The sequence below is a fragment of the Pseudoalteromonas sp. BSi20480 genome (assembly GCF_000241365.1).
Classification (GTDB): Bacteria; Pseudomonadota; Gammaproteobacteria; order Enterobacterales; family Alteromonadaceae; genus Pseudoalteromonas; species Pseudoalteromonas marina.
Map to the genome: position 1 here is coordinate 17837 of NZ_BADX01000163.1, position 16697 is coordinate 34533.

A 16697-nucleotide genomic window follows, 5' to 3' on the forward strand; every position below is an offset into this window, starting at 1 on the left:
TAAATAAGAAATAAAATGTCTCTAAATCACGTAGATCGCCAAATTTTGGCACTTTTGCAACAAGACGCAAGTCTATCAACTGCTGAAATAGCCGACAAAGTAGGCTTATCTCAATCACCTTGTTGGCGTCGAATTGCTAAACTTGAACAAGACGGCTACATAAAAAGCAAAGTGGCATTGTTAGATGAAAAGAAACTAGGCTTTGATATGCTGGTATACGCACATGTGCGTTTATCTAACCATGGTAAAAAAAATCTGGCTGAGTTTGAAAAACTGATCATGAGTTATGATGAAGTTACAGAGTGTTATACAATGGCTGGTACCATGGATTTTATGTTACGCATAATTTCACAAGGTATAGAGGGTTACGAACATTTTGTCAGAGATAATTTATTAAGTTTGGAATATGTACAGGAAGTGCATTCAAATGTAACAATGACATGTGTAAAACGAAGCACTTCTCTTCCTTTGTAAACGGATAACTTTTTAGAGCTATTTAGTTTAAAAGACAATGTAATTGTTAAATGAGCGCTAATTTGCTAGAATTTAGCGCTTTTTTTATACCCAAAACACACCTGAGGATCTCAATGTTTAACTTACTCAGTAGGGCGCCAAGCTCTGCTAAAAACGATATTCTATCTGGTTTAACTGTGGCGTTAGCCTTAGTGCCAGAAGCTGTTGCGTTTGCCTTTGTAGCAAATGTAGAACCTTTAGTTGGTCTATATGCCGCGTTTATCGTAGGTTTAATTACGGCTATATTTGGCGGCCGCCCTGGTATGATTTCAGGTGCTACCGGTGCATTAGCGGTTGTTATGGTAAGTTTAGTACTTGATCATGGTGTTGAGTATCTCTTTGCAACCGTGCTTTTGATGGGTATTTTGCAAATACTCGCGGGAATATTCAAGCTCGGTAAGTTTATTCGTATGGTACCGCATCCTGTAATGCTAGGGTTTGTAAACGGCTTAGCTATTGTTATATTTTTAGCCCAGTTAGGTCAGTTTAAAGTACCTGACGGTATGGGCGGTCAGCAATGGATGACGGGTGAACCATTGTTTATTATGCTAGGGCTAGTCGCGCTAACTATGGGAATTATTCATTTCCTTCCTAAGTTAACAACGGCTATTCCTTCGTCTTTGGTTGCGATTGTAACGGTGACTGGCTTAGTGATTGGTTTAGACCTTGAAGCACATACCGTATTAGATTTTTTAAAAGGGATGACAGGTGACGAAGCGGCAACAATCGCAGGTGGGTTGCCAGAGTTTCATATTCCTATGGTGCCATTTAATTTAGATACGCTGCAAATTATCTTCCCTTATGCACTGATACTTGCTGCTATCGGCCTGATAGAGTCATTATTAACGCTTAGCTTAATTGATGAAATTACTGAAACCCGTGGTCACAGTAACAAAGAGTGTATTGGCCAAGGCGCTGCAAATATAACGTGTGGCTTTTTTGGTGCAATGGGTGGTTGTGCAATGATTGGCCAATCAATGATTAATATTAATTCTGGCGGTCGTTCACGTTTATCAGGTATCAGTGCAGCATTAATGTTGCTTGCATTTATCATTTTTGCTTCAAGTTTAATTGAAATGATCCCACTTGCCGCACTTGTTGGGGTTATGTTTATGGTTGTGCTTGGTACATTTGAATGGGCAAGTTTTAAAATGATGAAGCGCGTTCCATTGTCAGATGCCTTTGTAATCGTGTTGGTTTCAGGTGTAACGGTGATTACCGATTTAGCGATTGCAGTGTGTGTAGGTGTCATCGTGTCTGCACTTGTTTTTGCATGGCAACATGCCAAGCATATTTATACAACTAACTACATTGATGAAGAAGGCTCAAAAGTATATGAGTTACATGGGCCATTATTTTTTGGTTCAGTTAAAAACTTTTCTGAATTATTTGATGTTAAAAATGACCCAGAGAACGTTATTGTAGAGTTTAAACATAGCCGTGTATCAGATCACAGTGCAATAGAGGCTATCGACGCATTAGCTGATAAATATACTAAAGCAGGTAAACAGCTTCATTTGCGTCATTTAAGTAAAGACTGTACTCAGTTACTGCACAAAGCGCGTGATTTAGTTGAAGTAAATGTAATAGAGGATCCAACTTATAAAGTTGCGTCAGATAAACTTGCTTAAACAATAATTATCAACGTGTTAATGAAAGCGAAAGGGTAATACCTTTCGCTTTTTTATTGCGCGTAAGTTAAGTTTGCGTTGATTGTATTAAAAACTAAGATAGGCGGTAGTGCTAAACAGCCTCGTAAATCTATATAATAGGCGATGATATGAATTAGTTTATTTATAAAATTAATTAGTCATTAATAAATACAAGCTAAGAATAGATTTTAAAGTAGTTACTATTTTGGAGACAGTGTAAATTTTGAATTGGCAATCTTTAATTGATAACCGTCAGCGCTTTTTTTGGCTTTTGCAGATTGCAGGCTGGATAGGGTATGCGCTTGTCAATTACATTGGTTCTAAAGTATTTGAAATGCGTGATATTTACGTATTTGTTATATTATTAAATGCTTATGCTGGCTGTCTTATGACAGTACCTCTTCGCTATATTTACCGTACAGTTTGGAATGCTTCACCTATAGTGCTGATGTTAGTGGTGTTTGGTGCATCTTATGTCACAGGTACATTATGGGCTGTTGTACAAAAATTTAATCTATGGGAAATATATCGCCATGGTTACAGGCCAGAAGAGTGGTTTTATTACCTGCAACAAGGATTGGATTCTGTTTACATTATTTTGTGTTGGAGTGGTTTATACTTTGGCGTTAAATATTATCAGCTATTGCAAAGTGAACGTCAAAAAGCATTAAAAGCAACTACAATGGCCCACGAAGCCCAATTAAAAATGCTTAGGTATCAGCTTAACCCGCATTTTTTATTCAATACGCTAAATGCCATTTCAACATTAGTTTTGGTAAAAGAAAATAAAGATGCTAACTTAATGGTCTCTAAATTGAGTGACTTTTTAAGATACACATTAAATACCGATCCCATAAAAAAAGTACCACTTGAGCAAGAGTTACATGCGTTAAAGCTATATCTTGATATTGAAAGAGTACGTTTTGATGAACGTTTAAAGGTAAACATAGACGTAAGTGAACAAGCAAAACAAGCGCTTGTGCCTAGTCTTATATTGCAACCTATTATTGAGAACGCAATTAAATATGCGATTGCCCACTTATCTGCTGGTGGTGTAATTGATATTAAAGCCCAAGTGTTTGCTAACGAATTACTCCTTGAAGTGGGAGATAACGGGCCTGGCACAGAATTAGAAAATGGCAAGCTTGTTAACGCACAAGGTGTTGGCATTGCAAATACCAAAGATAGATTAAAAACGCTCTACGAAAATAATTATTCGTTTGTATTATCACATAATACGCCAAGTGGATTAAAAGTTAATCTGCGAGTGCCGTTTGAGAAGGCTGTGAAGAAATGATGAAAATCAGAACGCTTATTGTTGATGATGAACCATTAGCGCGCAAAGGTTTAGATGTAAGACTTTCAGAATTTGATGATATTGAAGTTATTAAATTATGCAGTTCAGGTGCAGATGCAATACAGACGTGTAAAAACGAAAAAATAGATTTAGTATTTTTAGATATTCAAATGCCAGGCATGAATGGTTTTGAAGTTGCTCGCGCGTTAAGTGAAAGCACTAAAGTACTACCTGCAATCGTGTTTGTTACCGCATTTGATCAATTTGCAGTAAAAGCATTTGAAATTCATGCATTGGATTACATTTTAAAACCCGTTGATGATAACAGACTAAAACAGGCGGTAGAAAAAGTGCATACCTATTTAAAAACGCAACAAGACAACGCCCATAAGAAAAAACTCGCGAGTTTTGTAGCTGGCATTACCGGAAATAACTGTGAAGAAATTCTCAAAAAACTAGCAACCGGTGATACTTTAGCTGATAAACGTTACCCAGAGTCGTTGGCAGTAAAAGAGCAGGGCGAAATTATTCGTGTTCCAGCAGCAACCATTCAATGGGTTGATGCAGCAGGTGATTATATGTGTTTACATTGCCAAGATGGACAAACACATATATTACGTAAAACAATGAAAGAACTTGAGCAAGAGCTCGACCCTCATTTATTTGTTAGGGTTCATCGCAGCGCAATTGTAAATACAAAACAAATCAGTAAATTAGTAACACAGGTTAGTGGCGAGTATTTACTTGTTTTAGAAAATGGACAAGAGTTGAAAGTAAGCCGAAGTTACCGAGATAAAGTAAAAGCAGCATTAGCGAGCTAAAAATTATAGTTAGAAATAAAAAAATGCGAGCTAAGCTCGCATTTTTTTAAAGTACGTTAATTACTCAACAGTAACAATTTTCATTGTATTTGTTGCACCAACCGTTTCCATTGAATCACCATGCGTTAAAATCACAGTATCACCTGACGCTAATGATCCTTGGGCAACAAGCGTATCTAAAGCTGCTTTAACCATTGCATCTTTTTCTGTTTGTGTTGAATCAAAAAACACAGGGTAAACACCACGATAAAGTGCGGTTTGACCAAGTGTACTAGCATGACGAGATAGTGAGTAGATTGGTAAACCCGAACTAATACGTGACATTAGTTTTGCTGTGCTACCTGATTCAGTAAGCGTTACAATAGCTTTAACAGAGTCTAAATGGTTTGCTGCATACATAGCAGATAATGCAATTGATTCTGCATTATTAGAAAAACGGCTATCTAAACGGTGCTTAGATACGTGTGTTTCTTTTTGTGATTCAGCACCTAAACAAACTCGCGCCATAGTCGCTACAGTTTCTTCAGGGTAATCACCCGCTGCGGTTTCTGCAGAAAGCATTACAGCGTCGGTACCATCAAGCACTGCGTTTGCAACATCCATTACTTCAGCACGTGTTGGCATTGGGTTATCGATCATCGATTCCATCATTTGCGTTGCTGTAACAACAGTACGGTTCAATGAACGAGCACGACGAATAATAAGCTTTTGCTTGCCCATTAACGCAGCATCGCCAATTTCTACACCTAAGTCACCACGCGCAACCATAACAGCATCTGAAGCAAGTACAATGTCGTCAATCGCTTCTTGCGTTTCTACAGCTTCAGCACGTTCAATTTTTGCAAGAAGTTGCGCTTTAGAGCCAGCTGCTTCTGCTAAAGAACGAACGTAACGCATATCATCACCACTACGTGGAAAAGATACCGCAATATAATCTACATCGATTTCTGCTGCTGTGATTAAATCTTCTTTGTCTTTATCAGTAAACGCAGGGGCAGTTAATCCACCGCCCAAACGGTTAATCCCTTTATTATTTGATAAAACACCTCCCACTGTAACGGTACAGTGAACTAGATGATCAACTACTTTATCAACTGTAAGTTGAATTAAACCATCATTTAAAAGAAGTAAATCGTTAGGAGATACGTCTTGTGGAAGCTCTTTATAATCGATGCCTACAGCGTTTACATCGCCTTGCCCTTTTTCCATTTTTGCATCAAGAATAAACTTAGCGCCCACTTCTAGGGTTACTTTGCCTTCTTTAAACGTTGATACACGGATTTTAGGACCTTGAAGGTCGGCAAGAATAGCAATATGTTTGTTCAATCGTTTTGCAATATCACGAACTGCTTGTGCACGGTCTTTATGATCTTGAGCCACACCGTGTGAGAAGTTTAAACGTACTACGTTTGCGCCTGCGCGAATAATTTTTTCTAAGTTGTTATCTCTATCGGTAGCGGGCCCAAGGGTAGCGACTATTTTTGTGCGTCTTAGCATCAATTTCTCCTGTGTGCTTGGTGAAAGCAGGTTGACGGTTATTTTGTTTACGATAGATATAGCTTTATAAAGCTATATCTTTAGTTGTAGGCAAAGCTAAAAGAATTGCCACTATTTTATACAAAACTATTGTGTCATCATTATGACACCGGTGTCAAAATGCGTCAATGATCATAATTTTAATTTGCTTTGCTTTTAGTCACCCTTTGCTCGATGATATTTGATATAATTGCGGGGCTTTTATACCTGTAGTGAAATATTACTTTGTATTGGCTCATTGTTAGTATTTTATTACTGTATACGTATAAAGCATGCGGTATTATTGAATGAATACATTGAATTTTCTAACCAAATAGTTGTTACCGAGGAGGACACTAAATGCAAGTTGCATTAGTCGGGTTAGGCGTTATGGGGAAAAATCTTGCCCTAAATTTGATAGAAAAGGGGATAACGCTTGTTGCTTATGACAAAAACCCACATGCGGGTGAAGAGTTAATAAGTTGTGCTAAATCTCAAGGCATGGCTGACAAACTTCACATTGTTTCTGATTTAGGAGACATGGTAAGGCGTTTAGAAGCACCTCGTTCTATTTTATTACTTGTTCCTGCGGGTGAGTTAGTAGATACCGTTTGTAATGAACTGGTAAACGCAGGCGTAGAGTGTGATGATATTATAGTTGATTGTGGTAACAGTAATTATAAAGATGGTATTACGCGTAAACTTAAATACCAAAATAAATTTGAGTTTGCCACCATGGGTATTTCAGGTGGTGCAGAAGGTGCCCGCCATGGCCCAGCAATGATGGCAAGTGGGTCAGAAGGTGGCTGGGAACGTATTGAACCATGGTTTGAAAAAGTAGCTGCAAGTTACAATGGTAGCTCTTGTTTTGCACGTGTTGGCCAATCGGCAAGTGGACACTTTGTTAAAATGGTTCACAACGGCATTGAATATGCACTTATGCAACTCATTGCAGAAATGTATCAATTACTACGCTCAGGAACTAACCGTTCTCCAAAAGAAGTAGCTGCAATATTTGATGAGTGGGAACAAGGGCAGTTAAATAGTTACTTACTTTCTATCTCTAGCCACATATTAACCCTTGAAAATGATAAAAATGAGCCACTAGTCGACCTTATTGATAATAAAGTTGGCGCTAAAGGTACAGGTTTGTGGACTGCACAAAACGCGCTAGAGTTAGGAATTGCAGTACCATCACTTGTCGCTGCTGTTCAAGCCAGACACCTAACCAATGCCTGCGATACAACCGCTGCACAAGAAATGACGTACGCTTCAAAATCAACCAATATCGTTGATATTGATCTCGAAGAGCTTAAAGATGCATTTACACTTGCTAGTTTACTTGCGTATCGCCAAGGTTTAGCACTAATTAAAGGCGCATCTCGTACACACCAGTGGAAAGTTGATTTGTCGAAAACATTACAAACTTGGCGTGCAGGTTGTATTATTCGAGCTGACTACCTAGATAGCGTGGCGCAAGGAGTCGAATTTATAGATTCACTCGATAAAGAGGCGAATGCACTACGTAAGATAACAGGACAAGCTGTTATGTCTGGTTTGGCGTTTCCTGTATTAAGCTCTACACAAACTTACCTAGCAACGTTAACAACACCAAGTAATGGGCACCTAGTTCAAGCCCAGCGTGATTATTTTGGTGAGCATGGCATTAAAACCCATAGTGGTGAAACCTGCCATTTGACTGACCTAGTTGAGATTGACGCTAAAGTTCGTTAATTCTTTATTAGACAAAAAGGCACGCTATAAGCGTGCCTTTTTTGATTCTCCAGATGTGTAACTCTTTATCTTGTTAATTCACCACGCATATTATCTTGCATTAAGTGGCGAATAGTCTCGATTTCTAGATTCTGGCTGAATAGGCAATGAAGTTTGGTTAGGCAGGCTTCTAAAGTCATATCATACCCACTAATAACGCCAATATTTAATAAGGCGTTGCCGGTTGCGTAACCGCCCATATTGACTTGGCCTTTTAGGCATTGTGTTAAATTAACAATAATCATTCCTTTATTACTTGCTTCACTTAAAACAGATAAAAACTTATCGTCTTGAGGTGCATTACCCACGCCAAAGCTTAATAACACTAAAGCCTTAATGTTATCGTTTACAAGGCTCTTCACAACCTCGGTACTTATTCCTGGGTATAAATAAAGTACGCCAATTGGCTGTGGTGTTATTGTGGTTACTTGAAGTTCGTTTTCAACATAAGGACTTAGTTGGCCTTTAATAAGTTGAATATTAATGCCTGATAATGCAAGAGGCTCTAAATTTGGTGAAGCAAAGGCATCAAAACCATCTGCATGTGCTTTAGTAGCTCTATTACCTCTAAATAACTGGTTATTAAAAAACAGACTCACTTCTGCAATTGGGTAATTAGCAGCTAAGTACATCGCATTTAACAAATTAACCTGTCCATCAGATCGTAGTTGAGAAAGTGGAATTTGCGATCCGGTAACAATAACGGGTTTAGTTAAATTATCAAACATGAATGAAAGTGCCGATGCAGTATAGGCCATGGTGTCTGTACCATGCAGTACAACAAAGCCGTCGTATTGCTGATATTTGCTTTTTATATCATCTGCAATAAGCTGCCAGTGCGCAGGGGACATGTCAGATGAATCAATAAGTGGACAGTATTCGTGAATATCAAATAAGGGCATTTCATCACGATTAAATTCGGCATTGTTCATAACCGTTTCGGTTAAGAAACCTTCTGCGGGAATGTAACCCCGACTTGATTTTTTCATTCCTATGGTACCGCCGGTATAAGCGATATAAATGCGTTTACGTTTCATAAAAAAAGCCCAGTAAAAAAAAATGGGCTTAGTATAACCTGTCGCTAGTGTAAATAAAGCAACGAGTGTGAATCACGCACCTTTATTGTGCAACTTTACACTCTAAACAACGAGCGTACACACCCTGTGGATCGTTATAATCCTTGAGGCTTTCAACTTCACTACTCAGTTGTTGAATGACGCTGTTTAAATTAGCTTGTGTTGCTAAAACAGGTGGTGCTTGTGTTTGAAGACCCAACATCGATTTCACTGATGCACTTCCAAAAATGTCTTGTAGCATTTTTTCTTGCGGGCTCAAATCTTGTGTGATTGTTTTAACATCGTAGTTTTCTAACTTAGCAAGGGCGGCTGCAGCATCAATTGCATCTTGCTTATCACCTAGCTTATCAATTAATCCCAGTTCAAGTGCTTGAGAAGCAATCCAAACTCGACCTTGCGCAATTGCATCAACTTCCTCAGGCGTCATGCCTCGAGCCTGAGCTACAACATTCAAAAATCGACCGTAAGCCTCTTCAACACTCATTTGAATAACTTGAGCCATTTTTTCGTTAAGTGGGCGAGTGACAGAAAAACCTGCCATTTCGGTGGTTGCAACACCATCAGAATACACCCCAATTTTTGATAGTGTATTTTCAAATGTCATAAGTGTACCAAATACGCCAATCGACCCTGTAATCGTACTTGGTGCAGCCCATATTTCGTTTGCAGCAGATGCAATCCAGTAACCGCCAGATGCCGCAACAGAACTCATTGATGCGATAACAGGTTTACCGCCTGCTTTTAGAGCTAATACCTCTGCGCGAATAACTTCAGATGCGAACATACTACCGCCACCTGAATCAATACGAAGTACCACTGCTTTTACTTTATCATCAAGTCTTGCTTTACGGAGAAGGGCTGCGGTAGAGTCACCACCAATTTCGCCCGCTCTGCGCTCACCATCTACAATTGTTCCTCTCGCTACAACAACCGCTACTTTCTCAGTAATTGGGTTATCAAAAACGACAGGAGGCTTAACCAGGCTCAGGTATTGACGAAACGAAACGTGTTTAAATGTTTTACCATCTTCTTGCGCACCCACTAAATCTATCAATTGTTGGCGTATTTGCTGAGTTGTTTTAAGCGAATCAACCCATTGATTATCGAGTGCATATTTACCAGCATCACCGTTAGCAGCTTGCATTTTTTCTAGGTAAACATCCATAGTTTCATCAAAGTTTGACTCGTCGAATGGACGTACAGCAGAAACATCTTGCTTATACTCATTCCAAAGTGCACCCAACCATACACGATTTGCTTCTTTAGCCGCATCAGACATATCGTTACGGATAAAGGGTTCAACAGCTGATTTAAATGTACCTACTCTAAAAATATGCTGTGTTACTTCTAGTTTTTCTAGTGCGTCTTTAAAATACAGTGGGTACATGCCGTAACCTTCAATAGCTACGCTTCCATACGGATGCATCGCTATTTCGTCAGCATGTGCAGCAATGTAATATTGCGCTTGCGTGTAGTAGTAACCTGTAGCGATTACTTTTTTGCCAGCCTGTTTGAAGCCTTCAATAGCGTTGGTAATTTGTTTAAGTTTATTTAAATGCGCTTTAGGCATTTCTTGTAAATCAAGAAGCAGTACACTAATACGACTATCTTTTGCTGCTTCGTTTATGACTTCAACAACATCATCAAGTAAAATCTCACTTGGTTGGTCGTTACCTGATGTTGCGTCATTTAAAGCCGCCTCAATAGGATCTACATATAACTTTTCTTCAACCAATGGACCATTTAGGTTTAACCTAAGAACAGAGCCTTCCTCTACAATAATTTTATCATCATCGCTTGATATACCTGCAATAAATACAATAACAAGTAGCACAAACAAAAAGTTGATTATTAATCGACGAGAAAAGTTTATTCCAGCCCAAATGCCTTTGAATATTTTTGCTATCAAAATAGCTCCTTAATTTGGTACAGCTAATACATTTGTTTCATCTTATCCTAGAATAAATATAAATTTAACTGCTAAATCGTAACGAAGTGTTTATAAATACGTTCAAGCTACCGAAAACAATGGATTTATTATGCGATACACTCTCGCATTAAATAGTAATTTTGAGATGAGTACGTATTTTAAGCGTGTCTTAAGTATCAATTAAATACATGCAAATATTGCTTATTCGTTATCATTAAAGCAGAATTAGTTAATCTACACAGGTTAGACCAGTTAATGGGGCATGAGATGTTAGAACAACAACTACAATTAAAACACACACAATTACGAAACAGATTAGTTATGGGCTCAATGCATACGGGCCTCGAAGAGGGATGGCATAACAGAAAACGTTTACGTGCATTTTATGAAGCCCGTGCAAAAGGCGGCACAGCCATGCTCATTACCGGTGGCTATAGCCCGAACCTGCGAGGCAAGTTAACGCCAATATCGTCTTCTTTTAACAGTTATTATGATGTTTTTAAGCATCGCGCATACACAGATGCTGTTCATAAACATGGTGGGAAAATTTGTTTACAGTTACTGCATGCGGGTCGCTATGCTTATCATCCTTTCAATCAGGCACCCAGTGCTATTCAGGCTCCAATTAATCCCTACAAGCCTAAAGAAATGTCACTGAGCTCAATTAAAAAAACGATTAAAGACTTTGCGCACTCTGCTTATATGGCTGAAAAAGCTGGGTATGATGGCGTTGAGGTAATGGGGTCTGAAGGTTATTTGATTAATGAATTCATGGCGCCACACACCAACAAACGCGAAGACGAATTTGGTGGAAGCCTTGAAAACAGAATGCGCCTAGCGCTTGAAATAGTCAAAGCGGTTAGGGCTAAAGTATCTGATAAATTTTTAATTATATTTAGACTGTCAGTTATGGATCTAATCCCTGATGGGTCCACTCCTGATGAAGTGGTTATTCAAGCCACTGAGCTTGAAAAAGCCGGGGTTGATATTTTTAATACGGGTATTGGCTGGCATGAAGCGCGCGTTCCTACGATTGCAAGTATGGTTCCACCAGGAGCCTTTAAAGAAGCGTCTAAGCGCTTAAAAAGTGTTGTTAGCGTTCCAGTCATTGCAGTAAACCGTATTAATACACCTGACATTGCAAATGACATTTTAAATGCAGGTGAAGCCGACCTCATATCAATGGCTAGACCTTTATTAGCTGATCCTGAGTTTTTTAATAAATATCAAAATGATCAAACAAAACAAATTAACATTTGTATTGGCTGTAACCAAGGCTGTTTAGATCATGTATTTAAAAATAAACGTGCAACCTGCTTGGTTAATCCTCAAGCGGCTTTTGAGCTTGATTACCCGCTCGATAAAGCGACAAACTCAAAAAATGTACTTGTTGTGGGCGCAGGCCCTGCTGGCTTATCCGCAAGTTGTTATTTGGCTCAAAAAGGTCATAAGGTCACTTTGATTGACCAAAAAGCGCAAATGGGTGGCCAATTTAATTTAGCCATGCAAATACCTGGCAAAGAAGACTTTAATCATACACTGGCATACTTTATTAATGAGCTAGAACGTTTAGATGTAGCGGTTAAGCTCGAAACATCATACAACGAGTCAATGCTGACACAGTACGACGACATTGTATTTGCCACGGGTGTTCGCCCACGTGAGGCGTCAATTAAATGTAGTGATAACAAACGAGTATTTGCATACGATGAAGTAATTCGTGGCGAAGTCGAGTTAGGCAACTCTATTGCCATTTTAGGTGCTGGCGGCATTGGTTTTGATATGGTGGCATTTTTAAGTGAACATAAATCACAAACCATTGATGAGTTTAAAACGCAGTGGGGAATTGAATGTGAACCGAAGCCACACAAAGACGAGCGTCAGTTGTACATGTTAAAAAGAAGCGCTGGCCGATTTGGTAGTGAACTTGGAAAAACAACAGGTTGGATCCATCGTCAAGTAGCTAAGCAGCATGGTGTAAAACAAATTGCGGATTGTCAGTATCAAAGCTTCGATAGCAAGGGTTTAACTATTGCAGTTGGTGGTGAAACTCAGGTTTTACCGGTCGACACTGTTATTGCGTGTATTGGTCAAGTTTCAAATGATGAAGTTGTAAAGCCTCATGCTGAAAACGCTAAAGTACACGTTATTGGTGGCGCTAAACTCGCTGCTGCAATTGATGCTAAGCGCGCTATTTTTGAAGCCCTTCAAATAGCGAGAAGTATTTAACCTTTCGACAAGTTGAAATAGTTTAGTAATTCATGCGGTCTTGGTTGTTTATAGTCTATAACTAAATAAACATTAAACACAGGATACGCATGAACACACTGACTCGCTTCTATGTAGCTGCAATAGGTAAACTATCATTTTTAGATGGGTTACCTCCTTTACTTTTTAGATTAATTTTAGCCCCTGTGATGATTATCGCGGGTTATAATAAGCTCGCCATCAGCGGCGATGCTACTGGCTTTTTCAATAATTTATTAGCATCACCTGATGTTGTGCAATGGTTTGGAAATAGTGAATGGGGCTTAGGTTTACCGTTTCCCGACTTACTTGCATTTTTAGCTGGTTGGAGCGAATTTTTGGGAGGTTGGTTTTTATTATTAGGCCTATTGACTCGCCTCGTAAGTATTCCTCTAATGTTTACTATGGTTGTTGCTGCAACATCAGTGCATTGGCACAACGGCTGGTTTGCAATTGCTCCGACTAACCCTGACACGAGTGCAGCTCAGGTACTTGATTGGTTGTCTATACCCGGCGCCAAAGAAAGTCTTGAAAACTCAGTTGAAGTACAAGAGCGAATTGGCAAAATACGATCAATAGTCGATGAGCATGGGTTTGTAGATTACCTGTACGAAAAAGGTAAACCTTCAATTTTAAATAATGGGATAGAATTTGCTGCCATTTATTTCGCAATGCTCCTGAGTTTATTTTTCACCGGAGGTGGGCGTTTTGTAAGCGTTGATTATTGGCTCAGAAGAAGTGTCTTTAAAGAGTAAATTTAACGTAAGTTTATATACGCCAGCAAAAATTATTTTTTGCTGGCGTTTTTATTTCAATATTTATCAACACAGACTTAAAATGTTACCCTAGCGTTTTAAATATCGAGAAATAATTATGGACGCTATTGAGCTTTTATTAACTCGCCAATCCGACTCAAAACTAACAGAGCCTGGCCCATCAATTGAGCAGCTTAATATTATTAAACAAGCTGCACTTCGTGTCCCCGATCATGGTTGCATAGCGCCATGGCAATTTATTGTTGTTGAAGGGCAAGCGCGTGAAAAGTTAGGGTCGATTTACCACGAGAGTGCTGTGGCAGAGCAACAAGAAGATAAAGTTATAAACCGAGCTAAAGAATTACCGCTTCGTGCTCCAATGATCATCATTGCCATTGCTAAATATCAACAACATCCTAAAGTTCCTCGTATCGAGCAAGTGCAAAGCGCAGGGTGTAGCGTACTTGCAATGCAACAAGCCGCATTTGCACAAGGGTTAGGGGGTATTTGGCGCACGGGTTATTTTGCACAAAGTAATGCGGTTAAGCTAGCGCTTAATTTAAACGAGTTAGATGAAATTGTGGGTTACTTGTATATAGGTACACCTGCCGTCGATTGTAAAAAATCTCCAAGACATAAACCGGAAACTTATTTTACGGATTTATAAATAAGTGTGAACTTTTACATACATATAGGGTCACTTATAATTGAGTGTAAATTTTAACCACTGATTATTATTGTCAGTGAGAAACTGCAAGAAGGGCATGGATGCTAAATAACTTGATAATTCTTCTGCAGATTGTTTTTTAATCGGTTGTTTTTTGATAATGTATGGAGAGTCTCAAAATAATAACGATAAAGAAGACTTAAATTATGGGAAATTTATTTTTACGTGAAAAAGAAAACTGGCTCGCTTGGTCAATTTGGGGGCTTTTAGGTGCGTTTGTTACGTTATATGTAGCAATGAGTACAAATGCTGCCCCTTTTATTGCCGGTTCAGCCGTCAGTGTATTGGTACTACTTACTTGGTGGATGCAACAATCTAAACGATTTGATTTTGGACGTGCATTTAAAGTGTGTTGTTATGTACTTATGTTGAGTATTCTGCCTACTTTTATGTTTGTCATTGTGCCAAGTGACGACTTAAACCGTTTTGATTTAATTTTTCAAGGGGTTACTTTTTTCTCATTGAGCTTGTTGGTTTGCTTAGTGTGTTCTTGGATTGCGCGTAGGCCTAAACAGTATTATTAGTAACCGCTATTTTTAAAATCTTAAAATGAATAAGTGATAGTTTTTTTACGCTACTAGATTAAATTTTATTTTTTTACATTTAAAGCTTTACAAATATCTCGATAACCCATATTATTCGCGCCGTACGGAGAGATGGCAGAGTGGTCGAATGCACCGGTCTTGAAAACCGGCATAGGTTTGTAGCCTATCTAGGGTTCAAATCCCTATCTCTCCACCATTATTTAAAAAACCGCCTTATGGCGGTTTTTTGCTATCTGGGGTTTGATAAATGACAGACAAAGCAACTATTCCTATGAGTGCACAGCTTTTAAAACACATTCTTTTATGGATCGTGTTTGGTTACTGTTACCAAAGCGGCATGAGCGTACTAATTAAAATGGCAGCCGATGCACAACCAGAACACCCATTAATTACAGCGTTTGCATATGGTGTAGGTTTTAATATTTTAGTGGCCCACTTAATTACTAAGTACGATACAAAATGGCCCCTAGTTGCCTCAGTTTTTATTGGTGTAGTTGGATTAGTCGCTGTACCAATTATTATTGGCGGCACCGATAGTTTATTAACTTTTTCATTGCTTGCCGGATTTTTATTCAGTTTGATACTTAGTTGCTTTATTGTTGGTCTGTTAAAGGTAAAACTCAATAAAAACTAGCACCAAACGTGCGTTATTTTGTGATAGCATACTCATGTCTTTTAACTAACAAAACGTGAAAAACACATTATGTCAGATAATTTTACTACAGATGCTGAAAAAGCAAGTTACGGTATTGGCTTACAAATGGGTGAGCAACTTAAGTCTAATCCTTTTGAAGGCTTAAACCTAAATTCAGTGTTTGAAGGCATGAAAGATGCGTACGCAGGTAGCGCTTTTCAAGTTGAGATCCCAGAGATCCAAGCTGCATTTGAAAAAGTTAACGAAGAGATTCAAGCTCGTCGTGAAGAAGAGTCAAAAGTACTTTCTGCTGAAGGTATTGCATTCTTAGAAGAAAACGCAAAACGTCCTGAAATCACTGTTACTGAGTCTGGTCTTCAATATGAAGTATTAGCAACAGGTGAAGGCGAAAAGCCAACTGCTGAGTCTACAGTACGTGTTGATTACCACGGTACATTAATTAACGGTACAGTATTTGATAGCTCTTACGAGCGCGGTCAACCAGCTGAATTCCCAGTAGGTGGCGTGATCAAAGGTTGGACTGAAGCTTTACAAATGATGCCAGTAGGCACTAAATGGCGTATTTACGTTCCTCATGAGCTAGCTTATGGTGAACGTGGTGCAGGTGCTGCAATTGCACCTTTCTCAACGCTTGTATTTGATGTTGAGCTACACGAAATCCTTTCTTAATAGTCGTTATTAAGTTAGTTAAAAAACCGCGCTTATTATTAGCGCGGTTTTTTTGTGCCTATAAAAATTACCTTTAATTATTGTCAGGCAATACGCATAGTCACTTTTAAAATGATTAACGCCAAACGCCAAACGCCAAACGCCAATTACAAAGCAAGTCATTAAAAAAAACCGCATTTAAAAATGCGGTTTCAAAAGGGAGTTATTAATTAAACACTTTAATCTCAAAGCATAGCTTTTAATGATTAAAAGTAGCCGCGAACACCCAAGCGAATATTTCTACCTGGAAGAGGGGCTTTATCTTTTATAAATGAGGTATGAACAAACCCAAGCTCATCAGTCAGGTTATCAACATTTATATAAAATTGAGCATCAACAGCACCTAACCCTAATTGGTAGTTAGCTTGAGCATCAAATAACGTATAACCATCCGTTTGGCTTTCAAACGCAGTGATATCATTTTGATCGAAGTAATGTGTGCCAGTTAACGTTAGTTGTAGGTTACCTAAATCATACTGTAAC

General features: G+C 38.7%; 14 protein-coding genes, 1 tRNA gene and 1 pseudogene. 12 read left to right on the forward strand and 4 right to left on the reverse strand.

Annotation, left to right across the window (positions count from 1 at the left end; genetic code table 11):
* The first annotated feature begins 15 nt into the window (after positions 1-15).
* The 4 genes from P20480_RS02305 to P20480_RS02290 all read left to right on the forward strand — a co-directional run bounded on the left by P20480_RS02305 (position 16) and on the right by P20480_RS02290 (position 4283).
* Positions 16-474: an Lrp/AsnC family transcriptional regulator gene (locus P20480_RS02305; RefSeq protein ID WP_002960703.1), complete on the forward strand. Its 459-nt coding sequence runs from the start codon at positions 16-18 to the stop codon at positions 472-474.
* Positions 475-587: 113 nt separating this feature from the next.
* Positions 588-2144 (forward strand): SulP family inorganic anion transporter, encoded by a 1557-nt coding sequence (locus tag P20480_RS02300; RefSeq protein ID WP_006794467.1) that lies wholly within the window; start codon positions 588-590, stop codon positions 2142-2144.
* Between the two features lie 244 nt (positions 2145-2388).
* Positions 2389-3462 carry a sensor histidine kinase gene (locus P20480_RS02295; protein WP_008132460.1) on the forward strand — a complete coding sequence of 358 codons (1074 nt, stop codon included), beginning with the start codon at positions 2389-2391 and terminating at the stop codon, positions 3460-3462.
* Positions 3459-4283, forward strand: a complete 825-nt coding sequence (locus P20480_RS02290) for a LytR/AlgR family response regulator transcription factor (RefSeq protein ID WP_006794465.1) — start codon at positions 3459-3461, stop codon at positions 4281-4283. The genes P20480_RS02295 and P20480_RS02290 overlap by 4 nt, the downstream gene beginning before the upstream one ends.
* Before the next feature lie 60 nt (positions 4284-4343).
* On the opposite strand, the gene pyk is transcribed toward P20480_RS02290, so the two are convergent.
* Entirely contained in the window at positions 4344-5780 is a 1437-nt protein-coding gene (gene pyk, locus P20480_RS02285) for a pyruvate kinase (protein WP_006794464.1), read from the reverse strand.
* Positions 5781-6158: 378 nt separating this feature from the next.
* Between pyk and gndA the strand changes: the two genes are divergently transcribed.
* A complete protein-coding gene (gene gndA / locus P20480_RS02280; RefSeq protein ID WP_008132461.1) occupies positions 6159-7532 on the forward strand; it encodes an NADP-dependent phosphogluconate dehydrogenase in 1374 nt (457 codons plus the stop codon).
* A 65-nt stretch (positions 7533-7597) separates the two neighbouring features.
* On the opposite strand, the gene ansA is transcribed toward gndA, so the two are convergent.
* Complete coding sequence (ansA, locus tag P20480_RS02275; protein ID WP_006794462.1) at positions 7598-8608, reverse strand: asparaginase; 1011 nt, start codon at positions 8606-8608, stop codon at positions 7598-7600.
* An 82-nt stretch (positions 8609-8690) separates the two neighbouring features.
* On the reverse strand, positions 8691-10556 hold the full coding sequence (gene sppA, locus P20480_RS02270; protein WP_008132465.1) for a signal peptide peptidase SppA: 1866 nt from the start codon (positions 10554-10556) through the stop codon (positions 8691-8693).
* 288 nt (positions 10557-10844) lie between these two features.
* Here sppA and P20480_RS02265 point away from each other — a divergent pair, with 288 nt between their 5' ends.
* From P20480_RS02265 to P20480_RS02235, 7 genes are all read left to right on the forward strand, one after another.
* Positions 10845-12806, forward strand: a complete 1962-nt coding sequence (locus tag P20480_RS02265; RefSeq protein ID WP_008132466.1) for an oxidoreductase — start codon at positions 10845-10847, stop codon at positions 12804-12806.
* 89 nt (positions 12807-12895) lie between these two features.
* On the forward strand, positions 12896-13579 hold the full coding sequence (locus tag P20480_RS02260) for an HvfX family Cu-binding RiPP maturation protein (RefSeq protein WP_006794459.1): 684 nt from the start codon (positions 12896-12898) through the stop codon (positions 13577-13579).
* Between the two features lie 118 nt (positions 13580-13697).
* The gene (locus P20480_RS02255) at positions 13698-14246 is read left to right on the forward strand and encodes an NAD(P)H nitroreductase (RefSeq protein WP_006794458.1); all 549 of its coding nucleotides are present in this window, start codon (positions 13698-13700) and stop codon (positions 14244-14246) included.
* 206 nt (positions 14247-14452) lie between these two features.
* Positions 14453-14830: a hypothetical protein gene (locus tag P20480_RS02250; RefSeq protein WP_006794457.1), complete on the forward strand. Its 378-nt coding sequence runs from the start codon at positions 14453-14455 to the stop codon at positions 14828-14830.
* 126 nt (positions 14831-14956) lie between these two features.
* Positions 14957-15047: transfer RNA gene (locus P20480_RS02245), tRNA-Ser, on the forward strand.
* 51 nt (positions 15048-15098) lie between these two features.
* Complete coding sequence (locus tag P20480_RS02240; protein WP_008132468.1) at positions 15099-15485, forward strand: hypothetical protein; 387 nt, start codon at positions 15099-15101, stop codon at positions 15483-15485.
* A gap of 69 nt (positions 15486-15554) precedes the next feature.
* Positions 15555-16175 carry a BamJ family beta-barrel-assembly machinery protein gene (locus P20480_RS02235; protein ID WP_006794455.1) on the forward strand — a complete coding sequence of 207 codons (621 nt, stop codon included), beginning with the start codon at positions 15555-15557 and terminating at the stop codon, positions 16173-16175.
* Positions 16176-16420: 245 nt separating this feature from the next.
* Here P20480_RS02235 and P20480_RS18760 read toward each other — a convergent pair.
* Positions 16421-16697 (reverse strand): annotated as a pseudogene (locus tag P20480_RS18760) (TonB-dependent receptor); the annotation flags it as partial.